Source organism: Aquimarina aggregata, from assembly GCF_001632745.1.
Lineage (GTDB): Bacteria > Bacteroidota > Bacteroidia > Flavobacteriales > Flavobacteriaceae > Aquimarina > Aquimarina aggregata.
The window spans coordinates 495,041-515,668 of record NZ_LQRT01000046.1 but is presented as its reverse complement, the minus strand read 5'-3'; the positions used below and the strand labels follow the sequence as shown (position 1 = coordinate 515,668).

Genomic DNA, 20,628 nt, shown 5'->3' with positions numbered 1-20,628 from the left:
TAGTTATTCTGAACCTACATCTGTTCGCACTATTCTCAAACTATTTGGTGATAAATCTGTTGTTCCGCTACCTTTTGGTAAGGTACTACTCCTTGACGACCCATTGAAATATCCTCCATATTGATAAAATAATTTTTGATTTGTAGTAAAATTAGCGAAACCATTTTTTGCATCAACTACATCAACAATATCACTAGTCTTTTTGTTAATGATCATATAATCAGGTACCGTATATTTTTGGTTTCCTTTATCTGTATACTGACCATTTATATATATTCTAGGCTTTTCTAAAATTTCATGATTATCATCATACTGTTTCTCTAATCTATCTCTAACTTCACTCTCAGATTTGACTGAATCCTTTTGATTTTCTTTTAGAACTGTTCGTTTTTTTTCTGCTAACCCAAAAACATCCACAAAATCATTAGTATCATGAGTATAGGCATAAAAATTAGGATTACTTCCTCCTAGTCGTATTGGGTCCTGTGATATATAAGTCCCTGTTTCTGGGTCATAATACCTAAAACGATTGTTGTACAATCCCGTTTCAAGATCTTCATATTGCCCTTGAAATCTAAATGGGCAATCAGCTAATGAACCAATAGCAAGTTTACGAACTTTTCCATACATATCATATTCTGCTTGCCAAGTTTTCTCTCCTTTGCAATTGTACATCTCTATGGGTGTTCCCAAATGATCGGTAATAATCGAATAAGTATCCTCTTCAGTAATTTTAGCAGATGGTCTAAATGTACCTTGATCAAAAACCCAGGTAATTAATCCTTGCACAGGTTCTGTACCATCTTTAGAGATTTTTCCTGATGTATCTACAATAGTTTTAGGTCTATCTTTTAAGTCATATTTCCATTCATGTAATGGTATATTGCCATCCCATAGAAAACGAGTAATGGTGCTTGGTCTATTGTGTTCTGATTTTAATGTAACATCTTCAATTTTAGCAGTACGCCTTCCTAAAGCGTCATACTCAAATAGTATTTTGGTTTTATCAGGCTTTAAGACACTTTGTAACATACCACTAGCATCCCATTGATATCTCCAAGTTCCTTTTGAAGTGTTTTTTTCTATCAAGTTTCCTTCTTCATCATAGGTATAAGTTGAAGTCTTTGTTTTTAAAAGCTTACCATTTTTACCGTATTCTCGATCTTGCTGATCTTTTGAGCGATAAATATTTCCTACTTTATCTGGAAGTTTATAATCATAACTACCATCTTCGTATTGTGAAGAAGCTAGATTATTAAAATCATCATATGTAAATCGAACAGTTCTACCGGTTAGATTATTATGAATCTTTTTTAGTTTATCATTAACATCCCATTGGTAGGAACGATTTCGTTGTTCTCCGCGATGATTGATTACCTTTTGTTGTAGTGGTCTCCCTGCAGTATCATAACTCCAAGAACTTATCACACCACCAGAAAGAATACGTTCTGTTTCCATACCCAGGCTATTATACTTATAGCTGGCTTCCCAAGGGGCGCTGTTTCCAGTTTTTGCTACTGTTTTTGTGCCTTCGCCAATAGCCGAATGCTCAAAAGAGATGTTGGCACCCAAGCTACTTTTAATCCCTGTACGTAGTCCTAATTCACCATATATACTGGTAATACTATTGTCATCTTGTTTTTCTGATATGATTCTACCCGCATCATCACGATCGATTTTTATACGGCTATTGTGATTAATAGCCTCTACTAATAGCCCATCATTATTATATCCATAAGTAGCCCAGCTACCATCATAATGTTCTAATCTAGAAATTTTCCCTCCATTATTATATTCGTAAATGCTAAATTTATCGTTTGGGCGATTTACTCTTATAATTTTCCCTGCTTTATCGCGTAAGAAATGACGTGTGATATCGTCATACCCTTGTTCTTTAATAATATCACCTTTAGCATTTCTGGTAAACTGATAAGATTCTCCCTTTTCATTAATTATTGAACTAAGTTGATCTTCTTTATTATATCCAAAATATACTTTTCTACCATTTTCTTCTCTTGTTTTTAGACTTCCAACGGGGGTGTATTCAAATTTTACTGTACGTTGATTATCAATAGCTTCAATAATCTGCTCATAACCATCATATTTCAACTTTATTTTATTATTATCCGGTAATCTTACTTGAGTTACCCGTCCTAATATGTCATAATGAAATTGTTGTTTATGTTGTTCTGGGTTAATGGCGGCAATACACTGTCCCCACTCATCATACTCCCATGAAGAAACAGCTCCGTTGGGAAGTTGTATTTGCATAAGATTGTGGTCCTCATCATAAAAGAGGTGAGTTTCATTATCTTGATTATCAAAAACTGTAGATATTAATCCTTTGTCATTATATGCAAAAGAAGTCATCATTCCATCAGGGGAAACAATGGTGTCTAAACGATTATTTTTATATGATTTGATAAGTTGTCCACCTTCTGGAAGTTTTTTTAATTGTAATCTGCCTTTATCATCAAAAACATATCCTATAGATGAAGCATCAGGGGACTTTATTTCAATTATATTTCCTCTATTGTCATACTCATATTGCGTTTGAAGCCCTTCTTCATCGGTGAAATTAACCAGATTTTGATCCTCATTATATTCATTTATGATTTCACCACCAAGAGGGTCTATAATTTTTGTAGCTAAGTTTCCTTCGTAATAGTAAATAGATTGATGTCCCAAAGCATTGGTTACGGTATTATATTCTTTTCCGTAGGTAATAATATACTCTAACATTCCACCTTCTCCCCATGTATGAATACACTTTGCTCCAGTTTGAAATTTGTCATAATCCCAATAATAAGTATAACCGTTACGATCGGTTTTAGAAACCATCAAATGGTTTTTGAATTTAGCAAGAGTAGATTGTCCTAAGGGATCCGTCATGGAAATCATATCACCTGCTTCATTATATCCATAATTTACCAATGTTTTATCTTTGGATTTATGGTGAAGTGTAATTTTTATTATACGATCCTTTTGATCAGTATGTAATTTGATAACACGTCCGGCGGTATCAATTATTCGATGTAATGTTGAATTGATGTATTGAAATTGAACAGTAATACCGTCTGTGTTGAACAATTTGGTGGGGCGATATACTCCCGATCTATTTTCAAGAGCAAAGGTGAGTTGTTTTTGATGATCAAACAATTCATACTTATTATTTTCTATTAAAGTAAGCGTTAATTGTTCTGTGACATTATAGGTTGAAATACTATCTTTTGATAATTTAGGAAAGAAGGCAGGTCGACCATCTTGTAGTGTTAGTAATAGATCATCAGGTCTTTGTACTAACTGAATATCATAGCTATGATGGCATCCATACCCTAAGGGGCCTTGATATGCAGAATCTGAGTACCATATTCTTTTCCATTCCAGGGGAATAATTCCTGGAATTTCAAAATCTATATAATCGTTAATTACTGTGCCAGTAACTACATCTACAGGATCACCAACCGTTTTTTGCTTAGTACTTTGTGCAGTTCCAGTAGTTTTTTGCGGTGTTGTAGGTTTTTTATTTGGGTCTGTTTGTTGATCTGTCTGAGGTTTCTTTGTTGAAGTACTTGTTTTTTGACTTTCATTAAACATAGGAGCTACAGTCCCATTATTGATCCTTTTACCAAGAGCCTTAAGTTCTCTCAATGCTTTTTTACTGGCTAAAGCCTTGTCTTTAGCATTAGCGTATTTTGAAGTGATCTTCATTACATCTCTGGCAATAGGATATTTAGCGGCCATCTCACCAAAAACTTTACCAGCAACATAATTCTTGGCACTTGTCTTTAAGTTTAGACTTGTCCAGAATTTCTTATTAAAAATTTGCCCAATAGCCTTTGCTTTTTTACCAACACCAATCACTTGCACTACAGATCGCCCAAACTTATGCATAGCCTGATCGGTGGTAGCTGCTAATATCTCATCATGTGTTTTGCCTACAGAATTCACAATGTTTTCTGGTAAGTTTTTTTGTTTTTCCACCCATTTACCAACAGCTAAACTAATTTGTTCATCAACTACTTTATTTTTGGCTATCTGATTGATATAATCTGTTTTATCTTTTTTGTTGTAGAGATACGCCAAGTAAGCAGGATGTCTTTCATACAATAACACCGCAACATCGTCGGCGGCCATTCCCATAGCAAATAAAGTGTTAAAACTAGCCTTAGCGTCATCCCATACTTGTCCTCCAACTCCTGTAAAGTAGTGAAACGTGTTCTTTGCGATATCGACTGGATTTGAATGCCTTGCCAGATCTTCACCAAATAGTTTTATATTTTCTTTAAATTTCTCCTCAAAAGATTTCATTTCTTCTCTTGAATACAATTCTTCTAGGTATGGTGTAGCATCAGTGTTTTTTACTTTAGTCTCTAGATCATCTGCATCTTTTTTTGCTTTATCAATTAGTTTTTGATTATTTTCAAAGTTTCTTTTTTGTTCTTCAGCTGAAAGTAATTTTACTTCTTCTCCTTCATCGATTTTCTTTTGTGCCGAGGCTAAAGTATCTTCTTCAAATTTTTTATCTCGCTCAGTTTTTTTATTGGCTAGCAATGTCAATTCCTCAGTCATATCTTCACCAGACTCTAATTTTCTGCGAATCTCAGCTCTTAACTCCTCTTCTGATTTTTCATTTGGATCGTTAGATTTTTCTCCTGCACCTTGGGGAGTATTCGAATTAGTACTAGAACTTGATTTTTGAGCTCCTGTGTTTTTGTCTTTTGAATTTTCCTGATTGGCAGATGGATCTTTACATTCTGTACCGTCTAGATCTTCCGTGGTTTCCACTTTAATCACTCCTTTATACATTTCGCAAATAGCTTGACTGGGTGTAATCAAAAATTTTCCTGATTCACTGCTCACAGTATCAGTAAGGCTGTCTTTTTCCCATTTTTTTACTATGGGAAAACATGTTTTAGAATAGTTAGCAGGGCATGTACAGCTTTCAAATCTTTTTACAATGCAGTTTTTTTCTGTAGCAATTTGTTCGTCTAGTACAGATACATTTAGAGGTTTTACAACAACGATTTCAGAAATTCCTACGCCATAACTACAAGTTACTTCTTCTCCATTTAATACATATTTTCGTGCCATTCTCCTCTTAATTAACAGTAACCTTACTTCCTTTAACCGAACAATTGTCTTTTCCAACTATTTTTGTTTGTGATCCAACTACTCCTATACCAAGAGCAGCTAAACTTAGAGCAATTGTTGCTTGTATATTGGCCATAACTGATGCAGTAATGGAAACATGTTTACCCGAAATTCGTGCAGATTTCCCTTTTAACGATGCTGTTGATTTAGCACTGGCTCTTAGACTACTTCCGGCATTAATAATAGTACTGCCACCAGAACTTGTGTTAAATGTACTGCTAGCACTTGCATTAATATTACTTCCTGCATTCACAGTCACATTATTACTAGCTTCAATCGCAATATTGGTAGAGGAGAAGGTAATCTTATTAGGCGCATTGATAGTAATCTCTCCATTACCTCCCATAATTATAGTATTGCCACTAGGGTCGGCTATAGTGACACTTCCATCGGCATCATTAAGCGTTACTTGATTCCCACTTCGTGTTTTTATAGCTTTTAAATGATTGTTACCACTTTTAAAACTCTCTGGTACAGATGACGCGTTGGTTACACTTCCTTGTACAATAGGTGATTCTGCATTTCCTCCTTCATGACCTACAATAACTTCATCTCCTTTTTCTGGCACAAAGTACATTCCTTGTCCTGGTCCTCCTGCAAGACTCGCCTGTCGTATCCAAGGAGACGTTTCTCCTGATTCTTTTTGCCATGCATATTGAATTTTTACACGCCCCATTCCTTCTGGGTCAACATTGTCTACAACCACTGCTGTTTGTGATTTGCTTTTAGGAAATGCTTCTAACGAGGTCTTTGGGTATGCATCTATACTAGCTGTAACTCCTTCGAATATGTTTTCATACCTACCATTTTCTTTACAAGTATGCGTTACTTTAGTAATTCTGTAATTACCGTAAGAGGATACTTCTCCCTCTATCTGTACGATACTACCGATATGAATAGCCGGGTTACTACTTCTTCCTTTTACTTTTACTTGATTGATCTCGGCAGCTTGCTTTTGTTGATATACTTGCTCATCAATTCTTGATTTCATTTGGGGGTCATCATGAGCCCGCACAAAAACCTGTGTTTCTTTATGATATAATTGCGCACTTTTTTTGCTAACGATAGTATTTAAACCCTTAATGTTAGAAGTTATTTCTTTTGTTTTGACCTCGTGAAAAGTGTCATTTAAATAGTCATTAGTGAAATATTTGAAGCTGTTAGGGATCGTTTCTAAATGCGTTGATAATTCTAAGAGGTCATAACCGTATTTTAGGGTAACTGGATCTTTTTGTTCTGGTTTTCCGAAAATTAATTGAGTCCCATTATAGTAAAACCATTCTCCATGTTGAGCTGCCAATCTACTTGCATATTCAAAAGAACTTTCTTCTTGCTGTACACTATAGTGTATTGGAGCTAATTTTTTTGGCGAAAATTGAAATTGTAATGCCTTTTGATTATATCCTTGAAAAGTTTTTTCTAAAATTTCAGAAAGATCAATCTCTTGATGAGATGCGTAATGTGGACCATCATCGGTAATAATACTAGAACTTTTTCCTAGAATGTGTATTAGATCTCCTGTTTTTTGATAAAATCCTTTTACGGTATTTATAGAGGTTACAATACCTTTAAATTCTAAGATTTCATTGTCAGAAAACCCATTGACGGATTCAATTTGTAACAAGAAAATTTCTCCGAGAAAATTAATGCTTTCACCAGAAAATTCTGAAGTAGTATTTTCTAAAACGTCTTTTCTGCAGATGAGTTCAAAATCATGATGCGCATCTATTTCTTGATGTAGTACTAAGCTTTTAAATACAGGTATAGATTTATTTCCTATATAGATTTGTACGTTTGTATTTGTAGCCATATATAAAGATGCTTAAAAATTAAGAAAAATGTCTTCCGTATGCGTTGTAATTCCCAATATACTTGAAATGATTATATGAATATAGAACACTTTATCTGTTTATACCCAGAACCTTCAGTTAAAATAAACGTAGGTATGATATAAGTAGTATTCAACTTTTTGGTAAATTATTAATATTATTATCTCTTTTTAGACAGCTATAGAATAAGATATCGTCTGAACTTTTCTATAGAGTATGTATATTAAGTTTGCTGCAACATCACCATATTACTTTTTAAAATTATAGATATAAAACAAAAATAAATCCTTGATTAGAGGATTTACTTTTGCTTTTTAAATTTACAAAAAAGGGTAATGTGTTACAAGGTAATGTTCTTGATATTTATAAATTTAAGCAACCTTAATTTAATATACTTATTTGTTTATTAGGTGTTTGTAATGTGTAAAAAAACTAAAACATGATTTGTTGTATTTTATCATAATCAATCGGTTTTTTCTTTCAAGTATACGTTGTTATGTGCGTACTTAGAAAAAACAAATTATAAATTAGTAAATACTTTATTGACATACTAGTCTTCGGGAACGAAAGTTATCGTTTCATCTTTAAGTTTTACTTGTACTGTCTGTGGTGGTTTAATAGCATCAGAAATAATCATTTTAGCTAGTGGTCTTTTTAATTGGTTTCGTATCACTCCTTTTAACGGGCGAACACCATATGTTGGAGAAAATCCATTAAGTGCAAGATGTTTTCTTGTTTCTTCATCTATACTTAAGGTTATGCCTAGACGTTCTGCCATATTAAGTAATTCTTTCTTTAAATGAAGGTTAAATATAGAAACAGCTATTTTTTCAGAAATAGGGGCAAATGGAACAATCTCTGTAATACGCCCTAGGAATTCAGGACGGAAATAATCGGCCATAATCTCGGTAAGTTGATTAGATGTTGGTACTTCTCCTTTTTCCATAGTCTTTGAAATGAAGTCAGAACCAATATTAGAAGTAAATAAAATCACAGCATTAGAAAAATCCCCTTCTTTTCCGAGACGGTCATTTAGTTTTCCTTCGTCTAATATCTGTAAGAAAACATCAAAAACTGACTGATGCGCTTTTTCGATTTCATCAAAAAGAACAATCGAATATGGTTTTTCTCTTATTTTGTTTACCAGTACACCACCTTCTTCATACCCTACATAACCCGGAGGCGCGCCATATAATAATGCAGCAGAATGTTCTTCTTTAAACTCTGACATATCAAAGCGTATAATTGCATGTTCATCATTAAACAAAAATTCTGCTAACGATTTTGCAAGTTCAGTTTTTCCTGTTCCTGTTGGACCAGAGAAAAAGAAAGAACCTATGGGTTGTCCGGGTTTGGATAATCCAGATCTTGATTCAACTATAGCATCAGCAACTGTTTTGATTGCGATATCTTGTCCGATCACTCGTTTTCTTAAGGTATCTTCCATTTCAAGCAAACGCTCTCTTTCTTGAGTCTGTACTTTTCCTGCTGGAATCCCAGTTATAGTTGATACCATAGCGGCAAGATCTTCTTCAGTTACTTCATTTTTATCTTTTTCGGCATGTATTTTAATCTTTTTTAATACGGCAATAATACTTTCTTTCTTTTTATCTAAGCTTTTATGATCAAGAGGGTTTTCGTCTAGATATTGATCCAATACAATTGGACTTATTTTATTGGTTAATGATATAAAGAACCAATCTATTTCTTCAATTAATTGTTCTGTAGACTTTTTTTCAGATGCCACTTGTAAGCTTTCAAACTCTTTTTTAAGTGCTTCTATATCGCCGGGTAACGATTGTTGAGATACTTTGATAGCAGACATTGTTCTATCGATTAAGTCTATTGCCGAATCTGGAAGACTTTTTTCTTTAAGATAGCGTTTAGATAACCGTATTGTTTCCTTTATGGCTTCTTCAGAAATTGAAAGGTCATGATGCTCTGTATAAATCTCGGCATTATTTTTTAAAATTCGATAGGCTAACTCATCATTAGGTTCTTCGATATGAATGGCTTCCATTCTTCTTTCCAAAGCGCCGTCTACAGCAATTAATTTTCTGTAATTTTCAGAGGTAGTTGCTGCGATTAGTGTAACAGCACCTGCATTAAGTTCAGATTTAATGCTATTGGCTATACTTTTATTAGAAGATTTATCTTCGAGAAGCGTATGAAAATCATCAATAAAGATAATAGGCTTTTCATAGGCTCTAGCTTCTTTAAAGATATTTTGTATTCGATCTTCAATTTCACCTTTATAAGAGGCTCCAGATAATAATGAAGCGGTATTAATTTCAAAAATAGAAGCTTCTTGAAGACTACTCACAATATTTTTATTATGTATAGCGGCAGAAAAGTATTCTATAAGTGCAGTCTTTCCAACACCTGATTCACCTAATATAATGACATGGGGTTTTGACTTTCGGTTTAAGATTTCAGAAATCTGTTTTAATTCCCGATCTCTACCGATAATAAAATCATATTTACCTTCTGTAGCCTCTGTAACTTTATTCGTTGTGAACTTACTTAAATTTTCATTTCCTAATGAGGAATTTTCATTTTTTGAATTCTTAAGTTTCGATACAGGTTTTTGACTACTAAGAGTTGCGGTTAATTGCGAATGCGAAACCGGAAGAGATTTTAATTGATCAAAACTAAACCCCACACCTGGAGTAATAGCAGCAATAAAAATGCATAACAAATCTACTTCGTCCTTATTAAGTTTTAACTTTACATCCTCAGCCTCTTCTAAAATAGTATTTGCATAAGTATCGGCAGTGATATCTTTATGGTGATGCGATCGCTTTGGATAACTTTCTAAATGAACATCTGCCCATTCATCAATAAAATGAACATCTATGTCATTATTAAATAAGAAACGCATTAGTGCAAAGTCTTTATGTAAAACAGATTTTATGAGATGAGCAGCTCCATAATTTTCATGTTGATATTCAGTGGCAATTTGCGTAGCAATATGTAATGCTTTATCTATTTCTTGCATTGTGGATGGTGTGTGAATCAATAAATTAATTTCTACTTTTATGATATGGAAACAATTTAGTTATTTGATTGTTACTAAATTAACCATACGTTTTTGTTTTAGTCATTTGATTTTTAAATCTTTGAGATGAGATTTAACTTGTTTTTAAATGAAAAAACTTTTTTGCCACTAAAAATAGTGAATTGATTTCAGTTCTACATGTACATTTCAAAGTAAAAATAGATTGCTTAGTAACTTAGGTAATTCATTCGTTTACAATAATAATCGACTAAAATATGTTGATAGATATTTTATAGATAACGGATTTTTATTAGGTCAAATCAATTATATTTAGAGAATATTAAAGTAGTAAAGCATGGCAATCAATTTTGATTCTAAAAATAAAGAAGGAGTTCAGGAAGTCCCTCCAAATAGAACATTGTTAATAGAGAAGTTGACCGATGTGTCACCCTTAAGACCAGAGATGACTTATCAACTTAAGGATATAGAAGCGGTATTTAAATATTTTAAGCCTAATGTAAATGTTCTTTTTGAAGGTATCGATGGAAATATGGTTGGCGAGACAATAGCATTTAAAAGTCTTGGTGATTTTGATATACAGAAAATAGCAAAACGAAGTGAATATCTTAAAAGATTAGAATATAAAAAAACAGCATATTTTAATATAGCTAATACCTTTAAAAAACAAGAATCTCTTGGCGAAATAATAGAAGATACAGAATCAAAAACAACTTTATTGAAGATGATTAAGGAGTTAAAAAAGGAAATTAAAGACGCTAGCTAGTACAACTTATAATGCATAATAAAATCTCAAATAATATAAATATTGAAGGTGTAGAAACCCCGAAATCTAATGTGATAGATTTTGATTTTTTGGAGATGATTATTCCAGAATTATCTTCGATTAGACCAAGTCAAAAGAAGATTAAGGCTAATTTTCTAAATTCTATTGCTAATAAAGCTTCTAGAGAAGATCTTCTGGTTATTCTAGATCTTTGGGAAGAAGCCCTTGAAAGCAATAAGAGTGTATCAGAGGTTTTGAATTATATATCTGGTAGAATGACGGATGTTTCGGTTAATTATAATAAAAACCTTGAGATAACCGCAACATCTATAAGAGATCTCGAAAAATCATATACGTCAACGGCATTATTTTATGACAATGCTAAGGAAAAAGAAGTTCATAACCTTACGATTCTTAATGCGGATCTGGACCAAATTAAAGATTTAGACGATACCTCTTATTTTGAAGCAGTTGAAAATGAAATTAATTCTGCTTATGATCGTCTCGATTTACGAGAAAATTACTCTCTTTTGGTTATACCTGGGTACTTAGGGGATAATAAAGTTTTGGAGAAGTGGTCAGGAATGGTGCATAATAATAAAGTTCTTCTAATTACAGATTTTGAGCATCTTGATACACCTGATGACATTGTTGAGTTTTTTGAATCTGCAAATCATATAAAATCAGATGTATTTTTATCCAATACTATTATGACTTGTAATTGGCTGGTAGGAAGAAGTAAATATGATAATATTAATGAGAGTGATGATTTATATATTCCTCCTTCTACTTCTTTGGCGGGTAAAATTTATAGTGCTCAAATATCACAAGCATCGGCTGGAAATAAATTTGGAGTATTAAATCGTGTAGATGGTGTTCGATTTGCCTTAAAAAAGAATGATTTAGCAGTATTAGAGCGTTTAGGACTGATTCCTATGTTTTATGAAAATGGAGAAATTATAGCCTTCTCTGCCAAAACTCTTTTTAACGGCGATAATCTTGGTTTGCAAACGTATTCTGTGGTACGTGTATTTGATTATGTATCCAAAGTACTTATGGACTATCTAAATAGGAGGACTTTTGAAAATTTCAATACGCAAACTAGAAGAGAAATCATGAATGAAATAGTGAAGTTTCTAGATAATAATACGGGGCCGGATAAGCTTATAGAAAGTTTTTCAATAAAAAGACTAGAACGCGATACCGAGGATAAAAGACGTATTCATCTAGATGTACACATGGAACCTTATTTTCCTGCTAAAAACTTTTTGATACGTATGGATGGAAAAGTAGGTGGGGAAGGAAATGTTTGGGAGTCTTTTTATTTTCAAAGTTCTTAATAACATTTTCTAGTATAGTAAATAAGCCTGTAGTATAAGAGTAAGACAGATGAAATATGTGAAATTAAAAGATGTTTATTTACTACACTTTAAAAGAATTTTAGCTTGAAAGAATATAATTTTAGTAGTGACTAAAAGTAATCTTAATAATCAATCTTTATAGTATAGTATTTCTATTTTAATTTGTTATTTGAGATAGGTTTTAAGGTTAATATACAATATAAAAAAACCACTATAACCAGTTTCGTTTTCTTTTTGAAAACATTAAATAGGTTATAGTGGTTTTTCTATAAAATAATGTAAAATGTCATTTAACGGCGTTTTTTACGCCAAAAAATAGTTGCATTTTACTATTGTTCTTCGTAATCTGTGTCCCATTCGGTACCTTCATCTCCTTTTTGACCGTCCATACGTATCAAAAAGTTTTTAGCAGGAAAATAGGGCTTTAAGCGAATATCAACATGGATTTTATCTTTTTCAATATCATCTTGAGCAAACCTTTTAATATCAAAGTTTTCTATAAGTTTACCAGGACCAGTTACACCATCTAAAAATTTTATAATTTGTTTTAATATTTCATTTTTAGTTGTTGTATTAAAGTTCTCAAAAGCTCTTCTATTTAGAAAATCCATAAGTACTTTAGATATATAGTCAAATACACGTACCACAGAGTAGGTTTGTAGTCCTATATTATCACCATTAAAAAGAGTTTTGGCAGAAAAAGCCATAACCTTACCGTACTCATTAACCATAGGTACTAGACCAAGTCCTTCTAGTGTTGCAATTTCACTCTTTTTAAGATCAAATCTAACAGCATCAACCTCGCTTAGACCACCATGTTTTTTACCTGCAGCGACTTGAGACATTAATGTTTTGTAAAGCGTTCCTGCAAGTGCGCCTGATGGCGGTACATACAGACTTTCATCTTCACCTAATTCCTCTTCTTTTTCTCTTCCTACTAACCAATTACAAGTCATAATAGTATTAGAGAGATACGCATCACCACTAGCTAGATTTGCACTTTCAAACATTTCCATAACATCATCGGGCTCATCTAAGTGTGCAAAATCGGTTACTAAGGTTAGTTTATTTCCATAGGCCATTTTACCCCATTTATCGACTACCGATTTCGATCCCAGATATCCTGGGATAACCAAAAGAGAGTAATTTTCTCTTAAATCTAAACGATCATATTTTGAAACAATTTCTTCTCTTATATAATCGAAAAAGCGGGTGTTATCTAAATCTGCTAATTGTTCGAGTTCTGCATTAACAATAGTCACATTCTTAATAGCAGCGATGTCGGTATTTTTATAAAAAAGAGCTACAGATCTGTACGAAGATTCTAATTCTCTCGTTTCATCTAATGCAATCTTTAGATTTTTCTTTAATACAGTCTTGGATTGTTGAGCACTATCTTCTGCTTTTTCTATCATATCTAAGACATCCCCATCACTTTTAAGTGTGTCTTTCCATAATTCCAAAACTTTAAGCAGATCACTTCTGTCTTGCTTTTTGTTATTTTCAGTAAGAAAAATTTTTCTCCTAGCTTTTCGCTCAGGGTTTAAATTTTGAACATCATCTATAGCAGATTCTAAAAGATCAAATCCTCCATATTTAGCTAGAGCATCTGATTTTTCTTTAATCCTTTCTAGATACGATCTTTCCTGTAAATTTTCCTGACTTTTTTCTGTGTTTGCCATATATAACTACGGATATAAAATTATTTAGCAGCACTAAGTTCAGCGATCAACATTTCTAATGTGGTGACCAATGATTCTTTTGCATCCTTATCTTGTAATGCCTGCTTAAGTACTTTATTCGTTTTAAGTTGTTTTATGATTTTTTTGTATTGTTCACTTTCAATTTCAAGGCCTTTTAGAAAATCACTTTTTTGAGTGATTCCTTTTTTTCCGAAACTTCCAAGATTATCAAATTGAATTGTTTCATTAACACTACCTCCTTCTTTATCTTCAAATTGAAGATTTAACTCAGGAGAAAAATGATCAAAAACTTCATCAACAGTTCGTAGACCTTCTATTGCCTCTGGCTTAATAGGAGTATTTGGAGTTAGTTTCCCGGCTACAAGTGTTCTATTTTGAGGTATTTCATTTAATGCTTCGCTAGCATCATTATCTAATACATTTCCACCAATACCTACGTTATTTGATGCCATATGTTTAAAATTTAAGATTATTGAGTTTCGAGTATACTGCTAATATATCCAAAACTATTGAAAAAACATAAAAGAGGGTGATTGAAAAATTCAAACACCCTCTTTATGAGAATTATCTGTTACTCAAAAATCAAAATACAATTGTATTGATCTTGAGGTTTATATTTTTTAAATTATTATAAATGTTAAAAATTCACAGATATATCATAATCGTCAAAAGATTTATTGACAATTATTTCCACTCATTTATGTGTTTACCTTGTCCAGATTCAATTTCTCTAGCAGAAATTGTAAAAGACGTTACTAAAGGATTTGAACCTGTAGAATCAAATTGTTCTTTGAATTTTACTAGGTATCCTTCATCAAATTTAAGTTCTTTCATTTTAGCATCAGTATCTCTTTTGCTAAATGTGATAGAACCATTTTTACGCTCGAAACTACTACATTGCCATTCAAACAGGTCAGTTTCTCCTGTAGATTCTACAGTAAGATTAATTCTACCTCCTCGAGTAATCGATGAAGGTCTTCCTGTTGCATCAACTTCTTGATTTAGGTCGTAGCTACAACTTAGTACGTTGTACTCTTTCCCTCCTACTTTTAATTTAGCTTTAAAAGACATAATAAATTTGTTTTTGTGGTAAATACTACCAGATTAATTTTTATATAACGGCAACAATGCCAATAACAAACTTACTTAAAAAGTTTAATGCATCAAAATCAATAAGTTATATTTACTATTGAACATCCTTGATTTTAGATAAAAGACAATAAAAACACGATTAAGAACATTTTTTGGGGGCTAAATAAATATTTTGATTTCTAAATTCGTACTTATATTGAGTGAGTGTATTAAACTAATAGTTAAAAAAATAGTAAAGATTAACAATACTTTTACAATGTCTAAAGATTCAGAATCAAAAAAACCGTTTATATCATATGATATTAAACGGTTTTATTTAGTCGGGGTGGCAGGATTCGAATAGCTACTTTACAGTATGTTTTTACTGTTATTTGAAGTTTTTTTAGTGTTTGATTATCAGATACATTGGTGTTTTTGATGATGCCTTTTTTAAGACAGTGGTTTTGATTTGTAATTGATTAAATGTTCTTTTTGTAGTTTTTAATTTATTATTAGGTTTTTCAAGATAAAAGAGAGGTATATTATAAATTTTAAAGTAACAAAAAAACCGATAAACCGATCTTTGATTTATGGATTCGGGCAAAACTTATAGGGATTGCGTTACATTTTAATACTTTATGTTTTGATCTTTGTATTTTAAAAATAATGTTTAACAAAAAATGAAATTAAGCACACACATATTATTTGTATACATATTTACTTTCTTATGTTATACTCAAATACAATCCCAAAATATAGGTGAGATAATTCCCAAAGAGGAAAGTTATGGTATTGACAAGAAACATAAAATTATCGTTTGGAATTTTAAGTTGCCAGATTCTTTAAAATCTAATACAGATACATTTAAGATCACGTTTGGAAAGGAACTTGACTTCTATTCATCAGTTGACACCTTGTTATTTACAAAAAATTATAATGTGAAAATTAACAATGAAATTTTTAAACTATATATAACAAAACTACCTCTTATTAAAATAATAACTAATCAAAAGGTGAAAGATGATCCAAAAGTTCCTTCTCAATTTACATTTGCTCATCATTATAGTCGTAAGAGTGCTGTAGTAGGTGTTGAATTGCGAGGCAATATTTCATTAAAATTCCCAAAGAAATCCTACGACTTGGAGTTTTGGCAAAATTCAGAAGAAGAAACTCCTGTAGATATGCAATTCGGAAACTTAAGAGATGATGATGATTGGATTTTGGATGGTTTATATAACGAACCACTTCGTTTACGTTCCTATTTTTGTAATAAACTATGGTTGTCGATCAATAATCTTCAATATAGTAGTCTTGAAAAAGATGCCAAAAGTGGTATTGATTTAATGTTTACAGAAGTATTTTTAAATTCAGAATATATAGGGATTCATGCACTAACAGAACAGGTGGATAGGAAGCTTTTACAACTTAAAAAACACAAAAAAGGAAAGGTTAGGGGCGAATTGTTTAAAGCAGGAAGTCATAATGGAGCTCCTGCATATATGAAGGCTCCAAAATATAAAAATATTTTTCCGCATTGGGCAGGTTACGAAGTAGAATACCCTTTTGTAAATTATAGAGCGCAATGGAAAAATATTCGCAAGTTTACCAGATTTGTGATTAAATCTAAAGATTCTGTATTTAAAAAGAAAGTTGCTACAAAGTTTGATTTAAATAACGCTATTGATTATTTCTTATTCGTTAATCTTGTTCGAGCTACAGATAATCTGGGAAAAAATTTTTATGTAGCCAGATATAACAGAAAAATGCCTTATTTTAATGTACCTTGGGATTTAGATGGTGTTTTAGGAACTATTCAGGATGGAAAAAGAATTACTACTACAAATGATATTTTAAGTAATGGGCTATTTGATAGATTGTTTAGAATAAACCCCAGTAATTATCGACAACGGCTAAAAGACCGATGGTTTTCTTTAAGAAAACAACAATTTAGTAACGATTCCCTATTGGGAAATGTTAGCGCTACATATGATTTTTTTGAAAAAAACAAAGTCTACGAGCGAGAAGCATTAGTTTGGCCTTCGGATATAAAGTTAACAGAACATTTGCGTTATATAGAATCCTGGTTAACCGATCGCCTTCAATATTTAGATACGTTTTTTAGTGATTTGCCTTAGTCTTAATAACTAATTTACAAAAATGAGTTCTTTTTTAATGAAAAAGAGCCTCATCCATCAAAAGAGTTACCCTTTTTATCATATGCATTAATGTCTCTATGTGATCTAATCTATATTGTAAACAGTAATGCAAACTTTTAAAACGATTTTAATTATTAGTCTATACATAGTGACTATAAACCATATTATGGGTTCAATCGATACTATACACTTTAAAAATAAAATTATTCCTTCACTAATTATCAATGAAGCAGGGACAGCTTTGTCGCATTATCCCGAATTAGAAGAAATTTCAATCGAATTTAAGTTGAAACCAACTTTAAAAAAATCATTTATGAAGGCACAACCTAAATTGTCTTCAATCTTCAAATCAAAAGAGAAAAGGGCTTATGTCATTTTGATGAGTACGACTTTTAAAATTGATAATATGGAGTTGCATATAAAAGACATCCCGGAAAATGTATTAATAGGCTGGTTAGGGCATGAGTTAGGTCATATTATGGATTATCTTACAAAGAGTAGTTTTAATCTGGTACTTTTTGGGATACAGTATTTGATTTCTCCAAATTATATACGACAAGCAGAGCGAATAGCCGATACTTATGCAATAAAACATTCGATGCAAGATTATATTTTGGCAACAAAACGGTTTATACTTAATCACAGTTCCTTATCAGAAAAATATAAAGCACGTATTAGAAGATTATATTTATCTCCTGATGAAATATTGCTTTTAGTTAAAGAACAAGAAGTAAGCTAGTTAAAATTTTTGGACATACTCAATTAACCATTATTTAATTAAAAAAGAATACAAATGACAGCTATACTGGAAAAAGCGGAAAATTACATATTCGAACTCTTTAAGGAAAAATTACCCAAAACATGTTTATATCATAATTTTCTTCATACTCAGAGAGTCGTAAAAAGTGCACGAGAAATTATTGAAAAAACAGATATTAGTAATGAAGACTCAGAAGTTGTTCAGATAGCTGCATGGTTTCATGATAGTGGATACATTAAAGGTGAAGAAAACCATGAAAAAGAGAGTGCTTTGATAGCAGCAGATTTCTTATCTAAATATCAAATAAGCGATAAAAAAATAGAGAGTATACAAAATTGTATCCTAGCAACAAAGTTTGGAAAAAGACCAAATACTATTCTTGAAGAAATTATTAAAGATGCAGATAGTTCACACTTAGCTAAGGATTATTTTACAGAGGTTAGTGAATTACTATTAGAAGAATTAAAGCATCAAGGTAAATCGAAGCAGTCAGGAAAAGAATGGAGAGCAGAAAACGTAAAATTATTTTCTGAGCAGCATCAATATTATACGAGATATGCTGTTGAACATTGGGGGCCAAAAAAAAACAAAAACTTATTGAGTCTTCTAAAAAAACAGAAAAAAAATAAAAAGAACCAAAAAAAAGAAATTGTTAAAGCAAGACTTAAAGCAAAATATAAAAGTGAAAGTCCAGAGAGAAGTATACAAACCTTGTTTAGAGTAACGCTTAGAAACCATATCAAGTTAAGTGATATAGCAGATACTAAAGCCAATATTTTGCTTTCGGTGAACGCAATTATTATTTCATTAGCATTAGCAAATCTAATTCCTAAGCTTGACGCTGTTAGTAATCGTCATTTAATGATTCCTAGTTTAATTTTGGTGCTCTTCAGCGTAGTATCTATTATTTTGTCAATAATGTCTACACAACCAAAGGTAACAGGGGGTGAGTTTACAAAAGAACAGGTCAAAAATAGAAAAGTAAATTTACTGTTTTTTGGGAATTTCTATAAAATGCCTTATGACCGATATCAATGGGCAATTGATGAAATTATTAATGATAAGTCTTACGTATATAATATGCTTACCAAAGACCTTTATTTGTTAGGGCTGGTATTGAAAAAAAAATACACTTTACTTAAAATTACATATATCGTATTTACTATTGGGATTATTTTATCAGTAGTAGCTTTTATAGTGGCTTTTACAGGAATTGATTTAGTAGAACAAGTAGGTAATCCAGAAATTTTAGAAAAAATCACAGAATAATCATGGCAATTATAGGATCAATTATAAAAGGAGCAATTGAGATAAAAGGAGCATTAACTTCTGAACCAAATCATATAGAGGAACAACAAAAAGTATTAGAAATGTTATTAAAAACAGCTTCGAATACAGATTTTGGGATAACATATGATTTTAACAAAATTCTTGAATCAAAAAATATACAAAAAACATATGCAGAGACAGTACCCTATTTTGATTATCATCAGTTAAAGAAGCAATGGTGGCATAAAGTTATTGATGGAGAAGAAAACATTACTTGGCCAGGAAGTCCAGATTACTTTGCGTTAAGTTCGGGCACGACAGGAAAAAAAAGCAAACGTATTCCTGTAACTAATAGTATGATAGAATCAATTCGTAATGCCGGAATTAAGCAAGTAGAAGCGCTATCTAATTTTGATTTACCTGCAGAATTCTTTGAAAAAGAAATAATGATGTTAGGTAGTTCTACAGATTTACAAGAAAAAGATGGGCATCTTGAAGGAGAAATTAGTGGTATAAGTGCCAGCAATATTCCTTTTTGGTTTGAAGGATATTATAAACCCGGTCGTGACATTGCAAAAATTGATAATTGGGATAAACGTGTAGAACGTATTGCAGAAAAAGCAAAGGATTGGGATATTGGAGCATTAAGTGGCATACCGTCTTGGATGGAGTTAATGCTTCAGAAAGTTATAGAATATCACAATGCTGAAACAATACATGATATTTGGCCAAACTTGCAAGTCTATACTTCTGGAGGAGTAGCTTTTGCACCTTACGAAAAAAGCTTTAATAACTTATTAAAACACCCTATTACGGTTATTGATACGTATCTCGCCTCAGAAGGATTTATAGCCTATCAAGAACGTCCTGAAACCGATGCGATGAAACTTATTACCGATAATGGTGTGTATTTTGAATTTGTTCCTTTTCAACCAGAATATATTAATCAAGATGGTTCTTTGAAACAAGATGCGCCTTCAATTACATTAGCCGAAGTAGAAATCGATCAAGACTATGTGTTGCTTATAAGTACTGTTTCTGGGGCTTGGCGATATATCATAGGCGATACTATAGAATTTACCGATGTAGCTAAAGCTGAAATTAGAATTACCGGACGTACTAAGTTTTTCCTAAATGTTGTAGGTTCACAATTATCAGTAAATAAAATGAATTCAGCCTTACGTCAAATAGAAGAAAAATTTGATATCGAAATTCCAGAATTTACATTAGCCGCTACTCGAATAAATGATGAGTTTCACCACCATTGGTATTTGGGAACAGAAACTTCAGTAGAAAATAAAGTATTGGCAGACACTTTGGATGAGGTGCTCAAGAAAGCTAATAAAAATTATAAAGTAGCCAGAAATAAAGCACTAAAAGGAATTAAAGTAACTACCATTCCATCATCAATTTTTTCGGAATGGAGCGGAGCACAAAAGAAAAAAGGAGGACAGGTGAAAATGGAACGCGTGATGTCTGAAGATAAGTTTGTCGAGTGGGAAAATTTCGTTTCAGAAAACCATTCAATCTAAAACAACAAACT

12 protein-coding genes are annotated in these 20,628 nt (G+C 32.0%); 6 read left to right on the top strand and 6 right to left on the bottom strand.

The annotated features are described in order from the left end of the window. Positions 1-3: 3 nt before the first annotated feature. The 3 genes from AWE51_RS23080 to AWE51_RS23070 form a co-directional block, all read right to left on the bottom strand. Complete coding sequence (locus AWE51_RS23080) at positions 4-5,094, bottom strand: DUF6531 domain-containing protein (protein WP_066318835.1); 5,091 nt, start codon at positions 5,092-5,094, stop codon at positions 4-6. Between the two features lie 7 nt (positions 5,095-5,101). Further along, positions 5,102-6,964 carry a type VI secretion system Vgr family protein gene (locus AWE51_RS23075; protein WP_066318831.1) on the bottom strand — a complete coding sequence of 621 codons (1,863 nt, stop codon included), beginning with the start codon at positions 6,962-6,964 and terminating at the stop codon, positions 5,102-5,104. Positions 6,965-7,533: 569 nt separating this feature from the next. Next, on the bottom strand, positions 7,534-9,981 hold the full coding sequence (locus AWE51_RS23070) for an AAA family ATPase (protein ID WP_066318828.1): 2,448 nt from the start codon (positions 9,979-9,981) through the stop codon (positions 7,534-7,536). A 355-nt stretch (positions 9,982-10,336) separates the two neighbouring features. Between AWE51_RS23070 and AWE51_RS23065 the strand changes: the two genes are divergently transcribed. After that, the gene (locus AWE51_RS23065; RefSeq protein ID WP_066318827.1) at positions 10,337-10,765 is read left to right on the top strand and encodes a hypothetical protein; all 429 of its coding nucleotides are present in this window, start codon (positions 10,337-10,339) and stop codon (positions 10,763-10,765) included. 11 nt (positions 10,766-10,776) lie between these two features. Then, a complete protein-coding gene (locus tag AWE51_RS23060; protein ID WP_066318824.1) occupies positions 10,777-12,105 on the top strand; it encodes a type VI secretion system contractile sheath protein TssC in 1,329 nt (442 codons plus the stop codon). Positions 12,106-12,455: 350 nt separating this feature from the next. On the opposite strand, the gene AWE51_RS23055 is transcribed toward AWE51_RS23060, so the two are convergent. The 3 genes from AWE51_RS23055 to tssD form a co-directional block, all read right to left on the bottom strand. Continuing rightward, positions 12,456-13,808, bottom strand: coding sequence for a DUF5458 family protein (locus tag AWE51_RS23055; protein WP_066318821.1), 1,353 nt, complete (start codon positions 13,806-13,808; stop codon positions 12,456-12,458). Between the two features lie 20 nt (positions 13,809-13,828). Beyond that, on the bottom strand, positions 13,829-14,281 hold the full coding sequence (locus AWE51_RS23050; RefSeq protein WP_066318818.1) for a hypothetical protein: 453 nt from the start codon (positions 14,279-14,281) through the stop codon (positions 13,829-13,831). Between the two features lie 232 nt (positions 14,282-14,513). Beyond that, positions 14,514-14,900 carry a type VI secretion system tube protein TssD gene (gene tssD / locus AWE51_RS23045; RefSeq protein ID WP_066318816.1) on the bottom strand — a complete coding sequence of 129 codons (387 nt, stop codon included), beginning with the start codon at positions 14,898-14,900 and terminating at the stop codon, positions 14,514-14,516. A 680-nt stretch (positions 14,901-15,580) separates the two neighbouring features. On the opposite strand from tssD, the gene AWE51_RS23040 reads away from it, so the two are divergent. The 4 genes from AWE51_RS23040 to AWE51_RS23025 all read left to right on the top strand — a co-directional run bounded on the left by AWE51_RS23040 (position 15,581) and on the right by AWE51_RS23025 (position 20,617). After that, the gene (locus AWE51_RS23040) at positions 15,581-17,035 is read left to right on the top strand and encodes a CotH kinase family protein (RefSeq protein WP_066318814.1); all 1,455 of its coding nucleotides are present in this window, start codon (positions 15,581-15,583) and stop codon (positions 17,033-17,035) included. 187 nt (positions 17,036-17,222) lie between these two features. Further along, positions 17,223-17,795, top strand: coding sequence for a hypothetical protein (locus AWE51_RS23035; protein WP_082832576.1), 573 nt, complete (start codon positions 17,223-17,225; stop codon positions 17,793-17,795). Positions 17,796-17,849: 54 nt separating this feature from the next. Continuing rightward, entirely contained in the window at positions 17,850-19,085 is a 1,236-nt protein-coding gene (locus AWE51_RS23030) for a Pycsar system effector family protein (RefSeq protein ID WP_066318810.1), read from the top strand. Between the two features lie 2 nt (positions 19,086-19,087). Further along, positions 19,088-20,617, top strand: coding sequence for a GH3 family domain-containing protein (locus AWE51_RS23025; RefSeq protein ID WP_066318807.1), 1,530 nt, complete (start codon positions 19,088-19,090; stop codon positions 20,615-20,617). The last annotated feature ends 11 nt before the right edge of the window (positions 20,618-20,628 follow it).

Coding starts and splice junctions, on each gene's coding strand:
- AWE51_RS23080 (WP_066318835.1), bottom strand. CDS start 5,094: ATGGCACGAAAATATGTATTAAATGGAGAAGAAGTAACTTGTAGTTAT.
- AWE51_RS23075 (WP_066318831.1), bottom strand. CDS start 6,964: ATGGCTACAAATACAAACGTACAAATCTATATAGGAAATAAATCTATA.
- AWE51_RS23070 (WP_066318828.1), bottom strand. CDS start 9,981: ATGCAAGAAATAGATAAAGCATTACATATTGCTACGCAAATTGCCACT.
- AWE51_RS23065 (WP_066318827.1), top strand. CDS start 10,337: ATGGCAATCAATTTTGATTCTAAAAATAAAGAAGGAGTTCAGGAAGTC.
- AWE51_RS23060 (WP_066318824.1), top strand. CDS start 10,777: ATGCATAATAAAATCTCAAATAATATAAATATTGAAGGTGTAGAAACC.
- AWE51_RS23055 (WP_066318821.1), bottom strand. CDS start 13,808: ATGGCAAACACAGAAAAAAGTCAGGAAAATTTACAGGAAAGATCGTAT.
- AWE51_RS23050 (WP_066318818.1), bottom strand. CDS start 14,281: ATGGCATCAAATAACGTAGGTATTGGTGGAAATGTATTAGATAATGAT.
- tssD (WP_066318816.1), bottom strand. CDS start 14,900: ATGTCTTTTAAAGCTAAATTAAAAGTAGGAGGGAAAGAGTACAACGTA.
- AWE51_RS23040 (WP_066318814.1), top strand. CDS start 15,581: ATGAAATTAAGCACACACATATTATTTGTATACATATTTACTTTCTTA.
- AWE51_RS23035 (WP_082832576.1), top strand. CDS start 17,223: ATGGGTTCAATCGATACTATACACTTTAAAAATAAAATTATTCCTTCA.
- AWE51_RS23030 (WP_066318810.1), top strand. CDS start 17,850: ATGACAGCTATACTGGAAAAAGCGGAAAATTACATATTCGAACTCTTT.
- AWE51_RS23025 (WP_066318807.1), top strand. CDS start 19,088: ATGGCAATTATAGGATCAATTATAAAAGGAGCAATTGAGATAAAAGGA.